Raw genomic sequence first — 13,585 nt, 5'->3', positions numbered from 1 at the left:
CGGAAAAGATCTGGGAACGGCGTCGCCTCTCGCGCCCGTTCCGGAATAACCCTGGACATGACGCAAGGTATTTCTGGCGTATTCCAGGTCAATATTTGTCCATGTTCACAATGCCGGCGTCGTGATGGGCCGGATCGCCGCCATTTCTCTGCTTTTTACGCTGAAATGGTCGTTTCCCGGCGCCAACAGGGCGTACGTCAGGCCCGAACCTGCGTTGCATGACAGTGACCGCGGCGCCGTGTCAATAAAATGTTGGGCTCCGAGCCGGGATGTGGGGTTGATTATAATTATTCCAAAGTAATATTTCCTGATTCCGGGCAGTCCATGCCTCTCGCGGTTCCTTGATTTGACCTTACGGCGCCCCTGGCATTCGCTGGCTGCCTGGCGATGTGTCTGGAGAGGCGTTGTGATGGGCAGGGGTTGGACAGCAGGGCTGGCGGCGGCTCTGGTTGTGGGCGGGATGTCGGCGGCGGGCGCGGCCGATGGTGATTTCGCCCTGGAGTACAGGGTGGAGCGGGCTGAAGCCTCCAGGCTCAGCCTTGACCAGTGCGCGCGGGTGGTTGAGCAGGCGGCGAGCCAGGCTGGTTACCGCGTCAGCATTGACCGCTACCCGGGCCAGCTGGCGGTGATCGCCGGCGGTCCGCAGCAGGGCGGCTGGTCCTATACGGTCTATTGCATCGCTGTTGACCAGAAGGTCGCCCATGTCACCCAGGGCGTCAGCTACCGGCCTGGCGGCGGGGCCGCCGGTTTCGTCGACCAGGTGCACGCCGCGCTGCTGAAGGCGGCCCGATCATGAATGTTTCCGGCGGCGCATGCGGTTCGCGCGCTGCTCCCCCGAAAAGTGGGCTCCCCTTTTGATGGAAATGCTCTAGCTTTCCTGCCTGACGCGTCAAAAGGCGCGCTGGCATAATATCCTGGGAGAGAAACGCTCATGGTTGATCCGCAGACGGCTGGACTGTTGCAGCTCATCGCCAACAGCGGCATGCCCGGCGTGCAAGAGCTTTCGCCTGTTGAAGCGCGCAAATGGTATCTGGAGCGTCGCTTCTTTTCGCAGCCGGAGCCGCCGGAGGTCGCCGAGGCGCGTGATCTCGACGCGGAAGGGCCGGCCGGGCCAGTCCCGCTGCGGCTGTATCGCCCGCTTGGCAGCCAGCCCGGGACTGTCCTGCCGGCGCTGATCTATGTGCACGGCGGCGGCTTCGTCATCGGCAACCGCGACACCCACGACGTGCTGTGCCGGCAACTGGCCAACGCCTCCGGTTGCGCGGTTGTTTCCGTGGATTACCGGCTGGCGCCCGAGGCGCCGTTCCCCGCCGCCGTTGAGGACAGCATGGCGGCGACGCGCTGGATTCACGCCAACGCCGCGTCGCTGGGCGTTGACCCCGACCGGCTGGCGATTGGCGGCGACAGCGCCGGCGGCAATCTCGCCGCCGTCGTTTCGATCCTGGCCCGCGATGCGGGCGGCCCGCCGCTACGCTGCCAGCTGCTGATCTATCCTGGCGTTGACCTGGAAAGCGACCGCCCGTCGCACGCCGCCAACGGCCAGGGCTACATGCTGACCCGCGACAGCATCGATTATTTCCATAACCATTATATTCAGGATCGCGCCCATCACGCCGACTGGCGCGCCTCGCCCATGCTGTGCGAGGACCTGGCCAATTTGCCGCCGGCGTTGGTGCTGACGGCCGGTTTCGACCCGCTGCGCGACGATGGCCTCGCCTACGCCCAGCGCCTGAGCGAAGCCGGCAACCGGGTTTCCTACATCTGCTTCGACCGGCAGATCCACGGCTTCATCACCATGGGCAGGGTCATCGACGAGGCCAATACGGCGGTGCACATCTGCGCCGACGCGGTGCGCCGGGCGCTGGCCTGACTGTCCGGCGGCGCGCCTGCATGGCCGCGCCGCCAACCGGGCCATGGCGCCGCATCGCCGGGTTTGCCGGCGTCGGCAGACCCCGATGGCAGACCCGGATGTCAGGTTTGGGGCGGCGGCCGGCCAGGCGCCTGTCCGGGGGGCGCGCATCGCCGGGTCAGCACGGCCGCGATGGACAGGCATAACAGGGAAATCAGACCCGCGAATACCTGTGCGTGACCGCTCATGCCGTTTCTCCACGATGGATGCCGCCATGACCTTGCGGCAGGGCGCGGCCGCTGGCGAGACCATGAATATGGCGGGCCAAGGGTGGCGCAGGGGTGGCGGGCAGGGGGCCGGGTCGCCGCCGGGAACGGCTCCGGCCTTGCGGTCACGCCAGCGGGCTGTCGCTCGCGCCGGCTGATGTAACTGGCGACGCTGGCGCGGGGCGCTGGAGCGGCGGGCGCGCGCCGTCCGGGGCGGTTTCCGGCCCCAGCCCGCCCAGCAGGGCCCTGGCCGCCAGGTCGCCGCCGCCGTCACCGGTGACCAGCACGGTGCGGCCGCCGTGGGAAGCCGCGTCCCGCAGGGCTTCCAGACGGTTGATCTCCATCATGAAGGCCATGGCGTCGGCGTCGGTCAGGGTGGTGTCGGCGCGGAAGGCGGCGAGCGCCCGGGCGTTGCCTTCGGCGATGATGCTGCGGCTTTCGGCGATGCCGCGCGCGGTGATGGCCATGGCCGCAGCAGAGGCCTCGGCGCTTTTTGTGCGTTTGATCTTTTCGGCTTCGCCGTCGTTCTGGGCGGCTTCCAGCCGTCGCTGCGACGCCAGCACCTCGTTGAACGCCGCGATCATTTCCGTGGTAGGGCGGGGGTCGTCGATCAGCACCGCCCTGATTTCATAGCCATAGGCGTTCATGGCCTCATCCAGGGATTCCCGCACGGTCTGGGTGAATTCGTCCCGGTCCGTGTACAGCTGATCGAAAGTTTTCGTCGCGGCGACGGCGCGCGCTTCCGTCGCCACATAGGATTCAATCTGTCCCTCCGGGTTGTGCAGCTCATAAAATGCGGCTTTGACCGCCAAGGGGATCACCCGGTATTGCAGGCTGATCGGCATGGTGACGAAGGCGTTGTCCCGCGACTTGACGCCGAGCTGGAGCGCGATCTGCCGGGTTTGCAGCGAAAACGGCTGGCGCGCCTTCTGGAGCGGCCAGGGCAGCTTGAGGGACAGGCCGGCGGCGCGGTAGCCGCTGTAGCGCCCGAAGGTCTCGATAACGCGCACATGCTGCTGGGGGGTGGCGACGAAAAATGTCCGCAACCAGCGCACCGCCACCAGCAGGCCGAGAAGAAAGGCGAATTGCCACGCCAGGGTGGACAGGGCTGGCAAGCCGGACATGCGTCTCCTTCCATTTTTGTTTCGCTGTTGATTTCACGCAATGGCGTGTCCGGGGATTCCGGACCTGCCCTAACGTATTCCGGGCATTTTTACCGGATATGTCAATCTGGCGCGTCGATGGGCGAAACAGTTCCAATATACACCACATCATGTAACCATACGGCTGGCTATAGCGTCGCTGCGGCATGAGCATAATACTGAAACATGCGCTGGCGTTGGGGGCGGAAGTCAGGCTGACCCGGAATTTTTTCCCGGTTGTTCAATATGTTCCGCTGTATCTGCCGCGAGATCACGGTGGCAGACGGCCCGCACGCGGGGTGGGCGGCTGACACTGGTCAGGATGCACAGATGAAGGGAAATGGCGTGATATCCGTTCTCGCGCGTTGCCTCGCGGGGCTGACCACGCTGGCGGCCGCATTGCTGGGTTCGCCGGCCGCGCGCGCCTTTGCGCTTCCCGCCGCCACGCCGGCGCGCGCCAGCGGCCTGTGGCTGATCGATGAGAACATCCCGCCCTCCGCGCGTGGCCCGGCGGTCAGGACGCGAAAAGTCTGGCGCGTTTGCCTCGACCGCAAGGCGGACCGGGCGCTGCACGAGCTGGATGTCCGGGAGGATCGGGCCCGGGTCGCGGTTGATGGTTTGCGCTGTGATGATCCGGTTTACGCGCTGACGGACAGGACCCTGACGTCAACCATGCGATGCAGGGGCGCATTGCCGGCCGCCGGCGCGGACATCACCACGACCCTGACGCGCATGACGCATTTCGCCAGCAACCAGGAAGCCCGCTCGGAAACCGTGATGGACGGGGGCGGCCATGGGCGCGGCCGCATGGTTTCCACGATGCGCCGCACGGGTCCATGCCCCGGCAGCATGAAGCCGGGCGCGCGGCTGTTGCTGCACTGGACGGTGAACGGCGAGGAAACCCTGAAAGGGCAGGTGCGCGGGAATATCTTTCGGCAGGCTGGCGAACACAGACGTTTGACGGCGCATTGAGGGCGCGGCCTGCCGACGGGGCGTTGCACGATCCGGCCCTGGCCGGATCGTTTTCTCGCGGTCAAATGACGGCGGGCTCAGAACCCGTGCATCTGGCCCCATTCGGCGAACGGCGCGCGCGGCGCTTGCAGCGCGTTGATGGGGGCGTTTTCATCGCGATAACCCAGCGCCACGCCACAGAACAGCATCCGGTCTTCCGGGGCATTGACGAAGCGTTCGATGGAGCCGGCGAAGCGCGCCCAGTATTCCTGCGGGCAGGTGTCGAGGCCACGCTCGGTCGCCAGCAGCATCAGCGTCTGCAGATACATGCCAAGGTCGGACCACTGCGGCGGGCCCATCTTGCGGTCGATGAAGACAAACACGCCGACGGGCGCGCCGAACAGCAGGCCGTTGCGCGCCAGCTGGCGCAGGCGGCCCGCCTTGTCCTCGCGCGGAATGCCGATGCTGGCGTAGAGCGCCTCGCCGATCTGGAAACGGCGTGTGCGGTAGGGCTCCCAGAGATTGTGCGGATAGACGTCGTAGGCAGGCTCAGGGTCAGCGCCGTTTTCATTGGCAAGGGCGATCAGCTCCGCCAGCGGCGCGCCGGTGAGGGCGTGCACGTGCCATGGCTGCACATTGCCGCCGCTGGGCGCGCGGGCGGAAAGCTCCAGCAGTTCGCGGACGACGTCGGCGGGCACCGGGTCCGGACGGAAAGCCCGGACGGACATGCGGCGCCTGACCGCTTCAGATACATGCATGATGTCGATCCTGTATGACCGGTTGACTGATGGCGGGACCATATACGCCCATCCGGGAAGGCGCTTCCCATGCGGCGGGGATTTCATATATCAGTTTTCCCGATGAATGAGCCGAACCTGCAAAATGTGGCGACGTTCCTCCGGGTCATTGAAGCCGGCGGTTTCGCCGCGGCGGCGCGGGAGCTGGGCGTGACCCAGTCCACGGTGAGCCGGCGCGTCGCCGAACTCGAGCGCAAGCTGGGCCGCCGGCTGCTCGAGCGCACGACGCGGCGCGTGCTGCTGACCGAGGCCGGGGAGCGCTACGCCGACGCCGTGCGCCTGCTGGTCGCCGGTCTTGCCGACGCCGAGGCGGATTTCAACGATGACGGCGCCCGTCTGCACGGGCCGTTGCGCATCACCATGCCGTCCGGTTTCGGCCGGCTGCGGGTGCTGCCGGCGCTCGCGGCTTTCGCGGCCCGCTACCCGCTGGTGCGCCTCGACGTCGACCTGTCCGACCGCTACGTCGATCTGCTGTCCGAGGGATATGACCTCGCCGTGCGCCTCGCCGAACCGGAAACCTCCGGCCTTGACGTACAGTTTCTGAAGAAAATTTCGGTGCACATCTGCGCCGCGCCGGCGTGGCTGCGGGCTAATCCGGTGCGTTCCTACGCGGACTTGGAAAACGGACGCTGCCTGGTGCAAAAAACCTATGCGCCGAAAAATGTCTGGCGCATGCAGGCGGGCGGCGTCATGCGCCAGATCACCATCCGGCCATTGATGACCCTGAGCGACACCGAAGCGGTGCGCGTCATGGCGCTTGCCGGCCTCGGCGTGGCGCGGCTGCCGGATTACCAGGTGGACGACGACCTGCGTAACGGGCGACTGCAACTGGTGTCGCCGGATCTGGTGTCTCCCGACGCCTCGGCATGGCTGGTCTGGCCGCGCCACAAGGGGGCCTTGCCCCGGGTCCAGGCGTTGCGCGAACATCTGGCGGCGGAACTGGGAGAGGGGGCCAGCTCCCCCTGACGGCGGACGAGGGACCATGGCGCGGCGCCAGCCTGCGGCGCGCAGCCAGGCAGTGCTTTTCGTGATCCCCCCGTCAGGAACCGCGATCGTGGTGACCAGGGCGACGTCTGAACCTGTGATCGCCGCGTACGGCCACGCGCCACCTGCCGACGCCGCGACCGGGAGCAGCGGTTCGTGTACAATTGTGATAAACCATAATATATTAATATATGATCATATAATATTCATAAGAATATATGATGTGTTTTCCTGTATAATCCGGGCGTCGCTGTTGTGATCTGGAGAGGTGGGTTTCAACCGGGCGTTGTTAACGTCGCAAGCAGGGTTGCAGAATTAATTCCCAAGTTTTAGCTTGGCGGCCTTGCAGATCCTGTGCGGCCAGTGCGGCTGTCCGGGAGGGCGTCCGACGTTTTCGCCTGACATGGGAGACGTAAGCATGTGTATCGCCTGTAATCCCGGGCAACTGGCCATCATTCGCAATGCGGCTTCGCGGCGCGATTTCCTCAAGTATATGAGTGTCGCGGCGACATCGGCCTTCGTGGCGTCCGCCGCAGGCCCGGCCATGGCGAAGCCCGGTCACGACAAGGCGGGACCTCCCGACGTCATTTTTTATGGCGGGCCGATCCTGACAATGAACGCCCGGGCGCCGCAGGCGGAGGCGGTGGCTGTTCGTGGCGGCCGCATCGTCGCCGTGGGAAGCGCGGACATCAAGGGGCTCGCGGGACCAAAGACCCGCATGGTGGACCTGAAGGGCCGGACCATGTCGCCCGGCTTCGTGGAGCCCCACGCCCATTTCGTGTTCGTGGCCTTTGACGGCTGGACCAATGTCAGCCCGATCACGACCCCGGATTTTGACGCCGTGATTGCGAAAATACGGGAGGGCGTCAGCAGGGTCAGGCCAGGCGAATGGGTTCAGGTCCAGCAGTTCGATCCGAGCATTACCCGTGGAGCCCGGCCGCTAACCCTGGCGGTGCTGGACGCGCTGGCGCCAGATAACCCCCTGTTCATTCAGGAAAGCAATGGCCACATTGCTTACGTTAACAGCGCCGCCCTGAAACTTGCCGGCGTCACGCGCGACACGGCCAATCCTCCGGGAGCCCGGTTCATCAGGGACGCCAATGGCGATCTGACCGGCAAACTGGAGGAGATGGCGGCGCAGGCGATCTTCATCCACAAGATGCCACAGCCCTCGGCTGTGGAGTTCCAGCGGCGTGTTCGCCGCCTGTTCGATCTCAGCGCGTCGGTTGGCTGCACCACCTTCCATGATTGCGGCATCGGGCTTCTCGCTGGCCCGAAGGATCTGGCGTTGTTGGAAGCGGTCGTGGCTGGCGATGCGCCGGTGCGCTACCAGGGCATGCTGATCTCCACCCTTTTTGACCAATGGGAAAAAATGGGCCTGAAGCCGGGACATGGCAATGACCGCTTCCGCCTCACCGGCATGAAGGCCTGGGCCGACGGCTCGAACCAGGCCAAGACCGGTTATCAGCGCGAGAACTATCTCAATTCCGACAAGCGGGGTTCGCTCAACTTTTCAGTGGAGCAGATGACGGAAACAATCCGGCGCGCCCATCACGGCGGCTGGCAGGTCGGCGTTCACGCCAACGGCGACGCGGCCATCGACGCCACCATTGACGCTTATGCGGCGGCGTTGGGGGGCAAACCTGCCGGCGACCTGCGCCATCGCATCGAGCATTGCAGCATGCTGCACCCGGAGCAGATGACACGAATGAAGGAACTGGGCCTTTCGCCGTCGTTCCTGATTGGTCACGTTCACTGGTGGGGCAAGGCTTTCCAGGAGCGGATTTTTGGCCCTGAACGCGCGCGTTTCTATGACCCTTGCGCCTCGGCCCTGGCGGCTGGCCTGCGGATTTCGCTGCATTCGGACTGGAACGTGACGCCCATCGAGCCGCTGCGCTACATGGAGAACGCCGTAACGCGAATCATGAATGAAGGCGGCGGCGTCTTTTTCCCGGATGAGCGAATTCCGGTTGAGGCTGCCCTGCGCGCCGTCACCATCGACGCGGCCTGGCAGTGCCATATGGATGACAGGGCAGGCAGCATCGAGCCCGGCAAATTCGCCGATCTGACCATTCTCGAAGACAATCCCATGACCACCAAGGCCCCGTTGAGCAAGATAAAAGTCAGTGAAACCTGGATGGATGGGAAACAGCGTCACCCGAGTTAGGCCTCTTCAGCGTAATTTCAGGCGCAGGAACTGCCAGGCTCCCTGATTTGACCAGGTTCTGCATGGGAGGTGGATTTTTCTTCCAGAAAAGTCCACCGGGGGCTCACTCGGGGATATCGGGTAGCCCCGCCGGTATCCAGCCGGCGCTGGCCTTGAAGGTCGCGCGGCGCGTTTTTGTGACGTAACGAAAAATGCCGCGCCAGAATGCGGCCGAATCCATTGGTCTTGCGACGCCAGACCGTCAAAATGCAGGGCCGGGGCGGGGGCTGCTATCGGGCGCGCGCTCTTTCCGGGCGTGTCGCCCGTTTTGCCCGGCCATAATTACCTCCCCCCGTCTCTCTTGCCGTGAACGCCATTTCCCGGCGTGGTAGCCTCATCCGGTTGCCGTCGTTAGCGTTCCGCCCGAGTGACGTCGCGCTTATCAACACCCTGACGTCAACAACCGGCAGCAGCGAACACAGCGATTGCGGAAGGGCCAAGCCTCGGATAATGTCCGCACCGTTAGCGCCCGTAGCTCAGCTGGATAGAGCGTTGCCCTCCGAAGGCAAAGGTCACACGTTCGAATCGTGTCGGGCGCGCCAACAATTTCAATCACTTAACTGAAATCGCGGGATGGGCGGCAAGGCGTGAATCGCCACCGAGTCGCCACCGTGATGGGCAAGCCAGTCCAATAGAATCAAGGTAGGCAGGCTCAGCGCCCAGAAGCTCAAGCGCTCTTTCGCAGGGCAGGCGCGTGCCCCTTTTTCCTGAGACCCTGTAAGATAGTCCTTGCGTCTTTCATCGCCTGCTCAGGTGACCTGGGCGATATCGCATCCGCTCGCCATCTCTCCGCAGGAAGGGCTTGCGGCCTGACCTGGCACTTCTCCATCATCTCTGAAATGGCGGCTAGCGTCGTGAAATCCTTGTTCGCGATGCGCCACATTCTCAGGTTGCCCCTCTGTGCCTCACGCCGCAAGCCGGCGACGGACATTCCGCCATGCGGAAATCCAATGCGCACGGCGTCTGCGAGGCGAAGAGGGGTGTCGCGGTCGTGGTCGGACATAGAATGCTCCATCCTGGCCCCCTTGCTGGAAAGTCATCGGGGGCAGGGATGTTCCACCATCCGGCGGGGCGCATGTGTGATCTCCTCGCCCCGCCGCGTCTGGCCTGGTGGTGTCAGGCAAGTGGTTGATGGAAGCTAGCGCTTGCGCGCATTGTCAGCTTCCCATTGTTCGAATGGGTCAAGATTGCTGTTGGGTTTCTCGCCGCATATTGCCGCCTCGATGGCGGCACGGCTCCATCGCCGAGTCCCTCTGATGGCCGGCGGCACGATGCCCTTGCGGACCCAGACATCGAACCCCTGCGGAGTGAGGCCGCACATTGCCGCAGCTTCGCTGCGGGTGATGGCCAACGGGACAACATCGTTGCTGCTCATATCCTGACTTCCTGATGCTCTGAGCCCAGGGATCGCTGGGCAGTGTTCAGGTTAAGCAACTATTGCCATGGCGCTATGTCGATTGGTGTCAGGCGCCTTCAACAAGGGCGTAGAACGCCGCATGAAGCTCGCGCGCTCGGTCGCGCACCTCGAACACGGCGTAGACAGCAATATCGTCAAGGATGCGTTCAGAGACCGACAGGACAGCCAGTTCCGCGGCCATCAGGTTGGCGCAGACGAGGTCCTCAAGGTCGCTGGCGGTTTCGGTTTTGAGGTCACGCGTCTGGCGGAGAACCCGGCCGGTATCAGGCGCGCGGCGCGCCGCTGGGGCGCGGGGTCTTAATCTGGTGACGGTCGAAGGCGTGATGGAGGCGGCGTGGGGCATGTGTGGTTCTCCTTGCTCTTCAAATCATCTAACGTTATTCAAAATGTCAGAAGCCACGAGGGCTGTCAAGCATTTTGAGCAAGGTTATTCAATTTGTCGATAACACCCGATCAATGTCGTGCGGCAAGGGCCATCCTGAACTGGTCTCAAGGTGCGCTTTCTGAAGCTGCTGGCGTTGCCCGTGCGACCATCGCGGAGTTTGAAGGTGGTCGCCGCGCGCCAATCTCAAACAACCTATTGGCCATCCGTACCGCCCTCGAGCAGGCCGGCGTTATCTTCCTGGACGCTGGCGCCACGGTCGACGGCGGCCCAGGCGTAAGGCTGGCGACGAAGGAATAGTTGGCATGGCCGCTGACATCGCACTGAGAGCAAAACTTATCCGCACCGACATCGGCATGGACTCGGCTTCGGCGATGTCAAAGCTGCTGGGTATGAGCCCGAACGCATGGAAGGCTATTGAGGACGGCCGCAACCTTCCTAGCAGCGAGACGCTCCTGAAGCTTGTTGATCGCGGATACGACGCGACGTGGCTGCTGGCTGGCCGCGGCTCCATGCGGTTGGATGTGGCGGGCCGGGCGTCCGCTTGAAAGGGAATAGCGGTGGGCACGCGCGCGAGGAGCGACAAAGTGGTGAAATTTTCGCCACTTTCCCTCGCCCAGCGCCCTGCCTGCGGAGAAGGCGGCGTCTGCGCGGGCGGCGGCTGAGAGGATCCGGGGGAGGATGCAGCTGGCAGCCGAGAGCATCATCGAGGTTGGCCGCGAACTGATCCAGCAGAAGAAGGACCTAGGCCACGGTAATTTCTTGCCGTGGATCGAGGCTGAGTTTGGGATGTCTGGCGTTAGTGCCAGCCGATTTATGAACGTCGCTGAACAGTTTGGCTCCAAATCTTTCACCGTGAAAGATTTACCCCCAACCGCCCTCTACGCCCTCGCCGCACCCAGCACCCCAGAACCAGTCCGCACTGAAGTACTCGAACGTGCCGCATCCGGCGAGAAGGTGACGGCCTCAAGTAGGGCTGAACCATTGTTATCAAGGCCAAGGTCGCGCGCCGCCTGCTTTACTGGCTCAGGCAGGCTGGCGACCTGCACGGCGCGATGGGCAGCCATGCGGTTGATGCCAAGTTCGCGGGCTGCTGCGCGGATGCCTGACTCCATGTTCTGCGGTGGTGCGCGCCTACCGTCTGACAGGGTGGCTGTCACAACTTGTGCCAGCCGCTGCTTCCCCTGCTCTTCCGTAAGCCTGATCCATTCAGCCGCCTGCTCATCCCGCTCCAGCTTCGGCATGGTGCGGACGGCGAGTGAAAGGCCGCCTTCGTTGCCGCGTCCACCCTTCGGCGAAACCTGGTCAACTTGACCAGGTTTATCGACCACCTCGCCCTTTTCATCCACGATCCCCATCAACCGCATCCACGCGGCCCGCACGCTCCGTAGGTGTAGGAAATTCCGACACCAACGATTTACGCAAGGATGGACGCCGGAAGGGGCCTCAACACCAGAAGCAATTCGCCACCGAAACCGCTGAACTGACGGGTGCCATGGCCTGGAGCCATAACCTGGCCGACCGGCACGTTTTAATGCCGGAAATCCCGGCATTATGGGAAAAGCCCATACCCATCAACGTCGGCGCAAAATTGCGCCCACGGCGCATTCCTGCGCCATGGCTGGAATGTCAGCCGCGGGCCACTGGCTTGAAAATCAGGGCAGCACCACTGAGCGCAATAATCCGCTAAGCCAAACCGGACACATGTGTCCGATTTCCAACCCGCTGACTTTTCAGCGCTTCCCGTCAGCTGAATTTTCAGCCCACGGGCAACCAACGAATTTTTGCGCTCGTTGGCCGAGGGTTCTAGATCATGGCGCGCCCTTCTTTTCGTGCTGCCCGCCATTCGCGAATGAATGACAGCACAAGGACAGATAAAACCACTGCGACCAGCGCAGGCCAGACTAGGACATAGGCGGTCATCCAGTAAGACATCATATCAACGGCCTCCAGCATCAGTTCGTGGTGATATCGAAACGACCTGTCGCGCGGGCAAGCAGGCCGAAGTCAAAATTGTCGGGGCGCAGCAGGCTGATGCCAATGCACAGGATTGCGCTCACGGCGTAGGCCAGCAATGAGGCGGTCAGCACGGGGTAGGTGTGCAGGAAGCCAATTCCAAATGGCGCGCTCACGACGGTCGCGATGACGCCAGTCAGGACGCCAACACGTGCGCCCCAGAAGCCGAACGCCATCAGGCCGGCGATCACGCCTACGCCGATGACTGAAAGTATATCCGTCAGCAGGGCCGTATCGCCGGTTAGGGCGACGAACCCGAAACGCACAGCGAAAAAAGACACCAGCGCGCCGAGGACAGCAACGGAGAAGGCAGTGTTTGACACCTTCCGCCAGTAAAAGCTTGCAATCACCGGAAACACCAGCGCGCCCCAGATAGCGCCAACCAGCACCAGCAATTCGAGAATATTGAGCCGGTTGCTTGCAATGTAAACCGCCAGCGCCGTCGAGGCCACCATGGTCAGGCGACCCAGGAGGAGCATCAGGCGTGGATTGGCCTTGCCAGGACGAGCGATATTACGGCCGTAAATGTCGGTCATGACTATTGACGACAAGGCCGACAGGTCGCTGTCGGCGGTGGACGCCATGGCGCCGATGATCAGAATGAAGAACAGGCTGAGCAGCCCCGCGCCCAGGTAAGACGCCGCCAACTGCGGCACCAGATTGTTGACGTCGCCGTCGATCGGCTTGATGCCCAGATAGAGCGCCAGAACACCGAGCATGCCGATGCCAATCACCGTGGCGCCGTAACCCACCGTTGCTGTGACGAACGTCGCCTTGATCTTGTCTGGCCGCACAGCGAACAGGCGCTGCGCGATGGTCTGGTTGCCGATTGCGTAAGCCAGCACCGCCGCTATGTAAGGCGCGCCCTGATTGAAGAAGGCGTCGGACGAGAAGAAGCTGAGCTGCTGCTGGTTCAGATTGCCCTGGCCTTCGCGGAAAATGTCGGGGCCGCCCGCCAGGTGAAAAATCGTCGGCACCAGGATCACCACAGCCAGAAGCATGGCGCAGACCTGGATGAAATCGGTCAGGATCGATGCCCGCAGGCCAGACCAGAGCGTGTACAACAAGACGCCCGCGGCGATAACCAGGATGCCTGTCGAAAAATTCAGCGGCGTGAGCATGGCGATCAGCACGCCGCCAGCGATATAATTGGAGACGAGACTGAGAATGCTGCCGATAATATTGGAACCGGCGAGGATCAGCTGGCTGGAAGAGCCATGACGGGCGTGCAATATTTCCGCGAGGCTATGTGCGTCTGGAGCCAGCGATCTTATGCGCTTCCCGAAGGGATATATGAACAGGATCATCAGGGCGCCCCACAATCCATAGTGCAGGGGGCCGGAGACGCCAAAGGTGTACCCAGAGGTCGCCGCGGCATACAAAGAAGCGGCCCAGATCCACGTCGCGGTCATGGAAGCGGCGGAGATGCCGAATCCAACCTTGCTGCCAGCATTCATATAACTGTCAGCGTTCTCACGTTTTCGACCGATTTGAAGGGAAACGAAAAATGTTCCGCCGAAGAAGACAGCCAATAGACAAATTGTCAGCGGCAAACTCAGCTGTTGTAAATCCATA

At 63.0% G+C, this 13,585-nt stretch carries 14 protein-coding genes, 1 tRNA gene and 1 pseudogene; 9 read left to right on the top strand and 7 right to left on the bottom strand.

Annotation, left to right across the window (positions count from 1 at the left end):
• The first annotated feature begins 409 nt into the window (after positions 1 to 409).
• Both EV666_RS10845 and EV666_RS10840 read left to right on the top strand, forming a co-directional pair.
• Positions 410 to 796 carry a DUF6180 family protein gene (locus EV666_RS10845; RefSeq protein WP_245514370.1) on the top strand — a complete coding sequence of 129 codons (387 nt, stop codon included), beginning with the start codon at positions 410 to 412 and terminating at the stop codon, positions 794 to 796.
• Positions 797 to 931: 135 nt separating this feature from the next.
• Entirely contained in the window at positions 932 to 1,870 is a 939-nt protein-coding gene (locus EV666_RS10840; protein WP_132007440.1) for an alpha/beta hydrolase, read from the top strand.
• Positions 1,871 to 2,240: 370 nt separating this feature from the next.
• Here EV666_RS10840 and EV666_RS10835 read toward each other — a convergent pair whose 3' ends face one another.
• Complete coding sequence (locus EV666_RS10835; protein WP_132007437.1) at positions 2,241 to 3,239, bottom strand: SPFH domain-containing protein; 999 nt, start codon at positions 3,237 to 3,239, stop codon at positions 2,241 to 2,243.
• Between the two features lie 363 nt (positions 3,240 to 3,602).
• Here EV666_RS10835 and EV666_RS10830 point away from each other — a divergent pair, with 363 nt between their 5' ends.
• The gene (locus EV666_RS10830; protein ID WP_132007434.1) at positions 3,603 to 4,229 is read left to right on the top strand and encodes a DUF3617 domain-containing protein; all 627 of its coding nucleotides are present in this window, start codon (positions 3,603 to 3,605) and stop codon (positions 4,227 to 4,229) included.
• 77 nt (positions 4,230 to 4,306) lie between these two features.
• On the opposite strand, the gene EV666_RS10825 is transcribed toward EV666_RS10830, so the two are convergent.
• The gene (locus EV666_RS10825) at positions 4,307 to 4,966 is read right to left on the bottom strand and encodes a nitroreductase (protein WP_132007431.1); all 660 of its coding nucleotides are present in this window, start codon (positions 4,964 to 4,966) and stop codon (positions 4,307 to 4,309) included.
• 102 nt (positions 4,967 to 5,068) lie between these two features.
• Between EV666_RS10825 and EV666_RS10820 the strand changes: the two genes are divergently transcribed.
• From EV666_RS10820 to EV666_RS10810, 3 genes are all read left to right on the top strand, one after another.
• The gene (locus EV666_RS10820; RefSeq protein WP_165909981.1) at positions 5,069 to 5,971 is read left to right on the top strand and encodes a LysR family transcriptional regulator; all 903 of its coding nucleotides are present in this window, start codon (positions 5,069 to 5,071) and stop codon (positions 5,969 to 5,971) included.
• Between the two features lie 436 nt (positions 5,972 to 6,407).
• Entirely contained in the window at positions 6,408 to 8,156 is a 1,749-nt protein-coding gene (locus EV666_RS10815; RefSeq protein WP_132007425.1) for an amidohydrolase, read from the top strand.
• A 504-nt stretch (positions 8,157 to 8,660) separates the two neighbouring features.
• A tRNA-Arg gene (locus tag EV666_RS10810) sits at positions 8,661 to 8,737 on the top strand.
• A 596-nt stretch (positions 8,738 to 9,333) separates the two neighbouring features.
• On the opposite strand, the gene EV666_RS10805 is transcribed toward EV666_RS10810, so the two are convergent.
• Entirely contained in the window at positions 9,334 to 9,570 is a 237-nt protein-coding gene (locus EV666_RS10805) for a MerR family transcriptional regulator (RefSeq protein WP_132007422.1), read from the bottom strand.
• Positions 9,571 to 9,658: 88 nt separating this feature from the next.
• On the bottom strand, positions 9,659 to 9,955 hold the full coding sequence (locus tag EV666_RS10800; RefSeq protein WP_132007419.1) for a hypothetical protein: 297 nt from the start codon (positions 9,953 to 9,955) through the stop codon (positions 9,659 to 9,661).
• 93 nt (positions 9,956 to 10,048) lie between these two features.
• On the opposite strand from EV666_RS10800, the gene EV666_RS18660 reads away from it, so the two are divergent.
• The 3 genes and pseudogenes from EV666_RS18660 to EV666_RS18900 form a co-directional block, all read left to right on the top strand.
• The gene (locus EV666_RS18660) at positions 10,049 to 10,294 is read left to right on the top strand and encodes a helix-turn-helix domain-containing protein (RefSeq protein WP_132007416.1); all 246 of its coding nucleotides are present in this window, start codon (positions 10,049 to 10,051) and stop codon (positions 10,292 to 10,294) included.
• Between the two features lie 5 nt (positions 10,295 to 10,299).
• Positions 10,300 to 10,542, top strand: a complete 243-nt coding sequence (locus tag EV666_RS10790) for a helix-turn-helix domain-containing protein (protein WP_132007413.1) — start codon at positions 10,300 to 10,302, stop codon at positions 10,540 to 10,542.
• Positions 10,543 to 10,675: 133 nt separating this feature from the next.
• A pseudogene (locus EV666_RS18900) lies at positions 10,676 to 10,837 on the top strand (DUF3102 domain-containing protein); the annotation flags it as partial.
• A gap of 38 nt (positions 10,838 to 10,875) precedes the next feature.
• Here the strand turns inward: EV666_RS18900 and EV666_RS18655 are convergent.
• The 3 genes from EV666_RS18655 to EV666_RS10780 all read right to left on the bottom strand — a co-directional run bounded on the left by EV666_RS18655 (position 10,876) and on the right by EV666_RS10780 (position 13,584).
• Entirely contained in the window at positions 10,876 to 11,352 is a 477-nt protein-coding gene (locus EV666_RS18655) for a hypothetical protein (RefSeq protein WP_245514358.1), read from the bottom strand.
• 448 nt (positions 11,353 to 11,800) lie between these two features.
• Positions 11,801 to 11,917 (bottom strand): putative transporter small subunit, encoded by a 117-nt coding sequence (locus EV666_RS18895; RefSeq protein ID WP_245514369.1) that lies wholly within the window; start codon positions 11,915 to 11,917, stop codon positions 11,801 to 11,803.
• A gap of 32 nt (positions 11,918 to 11,949) precedes the next feature.
• Complete coding sequence (locus EV666_RS10780; protein ID WP_132007407.1) at positions 11,950 to 13,584, bottom strand: sodium:solute symporter family protein; 1,635 nt, start codon at positions 13,582 to 13,584, stop codon at positions 11,950 to 11,952.
• Position 13,585: the final 1 nt, after the last annotated feature.

The organism is Camelimonas lactis (genome assembly GCF_004342915.1).
In the GTDB taxonomy this organism is placed as follows: Bacteria; Pseudomonadota; Alphaproteobacteria; order Rhizobiales; family Beijerinckiaceae; genus Camelimonas; species Camelimonas lactis.
This window is presented reverse-complemented; position numbering and strand designations above follow the sequence as displayed.